Genomic DNA, 1,792 nt, shown 5'->3' on the forward strand with positions numbered 1-1,792 from the left:
TGATCGCGTCATTGGTTTCGAGATCGATCAGGTCCCATGTGGTGTTCTTGGCCTGCTCCATTGCCGAGAGTTTGGCGAGTCCGCCATCGTACGATTCGAGCGAAAACTGCGTGCCGGTCGCTTGCGTGAACGGCTCCATCCAGGCCTTTTTAGCCGCGTTTTCGTATGCGCCGCCGAAGGTCACCACGTTCAGCGTTTCCGCTGCGTGCGTGGTCACCGTTGCGAAGGCGAAAACAGCGAGTGCGGCGCATTGTGCTTTGAGTTGAGTGCGCATGTCAGTTGGCTCCTGCGGGTGCGGTCGTGATGAGGGAAGGTGAGGGCGTGGGGGTGGAATCGATCGCGGGCGCGCTTTTGGGCACGCTCATCGCCAGAATCTTGCAGTCGTCGTGACGCCACGCGACATCGATCATGTCGCCGGAAGCAGGCAGCGCGTGACGCTGCGTATTGGGCACTTTCACCACGATGGCATCGCGCGAACCCAGCGTCAGATGCACGCGATGATGGTCGCCGCAGTACACGAGTTCTTCCACGCGTGCGCGTACGACATTGCTGTGTTCATCGGCATGAGAACCTTCGGCGCTCGGGATATGCGCGCGTTCGGGGCGCAGCGCGAGCATGGCTTCATCGCCTGTGCGCAGGCCTTGTTCGCAGCGTCCGCGAATGATGCTGCCATCGGATAACGCGAAGGTGGCCCACTTGTCATCGGCGCTCACGACGCGTCCCGTCAAACCATTGTTCTCGCCGACGAAGTTAGCAACGAACGCGTTCTGTGCGTTCTCGTATAACTCGCTCGGCGTCGCGGCTTGCTGAATGCGGCCATCGGAAAACACGGCGACGCGGTCGCTCATGGTCAACGCTTCGGCCTGATCGTGAGTCACATACACGATGGTCAGCGACAACTCACGATGCAGCCGCATGATTTCGTACTGCATGGTTTCGCGCAGGCGCTTGTCGAGCGCGCCGAGCGGTTCGTCCATCAGCACGACGCTCGGTTCGAACACGAGCGCGCGCGCCAGCGCCACGCGTTGCTGCTGGCCGCCGGACAACTGCGCAGGCCGCCGATTCGCCAGATGCGGCAACTCGATCATCTCCAGCGCACGTTTGACGCGCGCCTTCTGCTCCGAGCGGCTCATGCGACGCACCGAAAGCGGAAATGCTACGTTATCCGCAATAGTCAGATGCGGAAACAGCGCATAGTTCTGAAACACCATGCCGATGTCGCGTTGATGCGGTGGTTTGTCATCGAGCCGCTTTCCGTCGAGCCGAATCTCGCCTTGCGTGGGCGATTCGAAACCCGCGAGCATCATCAGCGTGGTGGTCTTGCCCGAACCCGAAGGCCCGAGCAGCGACAGGAATTCTCCCTTGCGCACGTCGAGGTTCAGATCGTCAACGACATAGTTTGCGCCGTCGTACGACTTGCTCACGCCCGAGAACGAGATGAAGGAAGGGTCTGACATCGTATGGCGTCCTGTCGTTCTTAATGCGGTTTAAGCTTGCCCGCGATATAGCGCGCAAAGTCGAAATTGGGCCGTTCGAGATGACTCAGATGCCCGGGCTTCGCAAGCGGCGCATGCACGCCGCGAAACACGGCTTCTACGCCTCGCTTGTCTTCGGCATTCACATCGTCGAGTAATTTCTTGAGTGTGATCATGTGCGCGTTCGCTCCCGAGTCGGCGATGAATTCCGGCGCAAGGCCGCCGCCAAAGCGAATATGCACGCGGTCAACGCCTTGCGGCTGCAACACCAGATACCAGAAATAACCGGGCGTAAGCGTGATTAAATGCGTCGGATA

The 1,792-nt window shown here is 59.9% G+C and carries 2 protein-coding genes and 1 pseudogene; all 3 read right to left on the bottom strand.

Annotated features, from left to right (window positions below):
* Positions 1 to 274: pseudogene (locus tag P7F28_RS07625) on the bottom strand (ABC transporter substrate-binding protein); the annotation flags it as partial.
* Position 275: 1 nt separating this feature from the next.
* The gene (locus P7F28_RS07630; RefSeq protein WP_277183919.1) at positions 276 to 1,457 is read right to left on the bottom strand and encodes an ABC transporter ATP-binding protein; all 1,182 of its coding nucleotides are present in this window, start codon (positions 1,455 to 1,457) and stop codon (positions 276 to 278) included.
* A gap of 20 nt (positions 1,458 to 1,477) precedes the next feature.
* A partial coding sequence (locus tag P7F28_RS07635; protein WP_368860328.1) for an SRPBCC family protein occupies positions 1,478 to 1,792 on the bottom strand: 315 nt, incomplete at its 5' end.

It is taken from the genome of Caballeronia sp. BR00000012568055 (assembly GCF_029439455.1).
Classification (GTDB): domain Bacteria; phylum Pseudomonadota; class Gammaproteobacteria; order Burkholderiales; family Burkholderiaceae; genus Caballeronia.

Excerpts from the sequence above, each read along its gene's own strand:
- P7F28_RS07630 (WP_277183919.1), bottom strand. The coding sequence starts at position 1,457 with ATGTCAGACCCTTCCTTCATCTCGTTCTCGGGCGTGAGCAAGTCGTAC.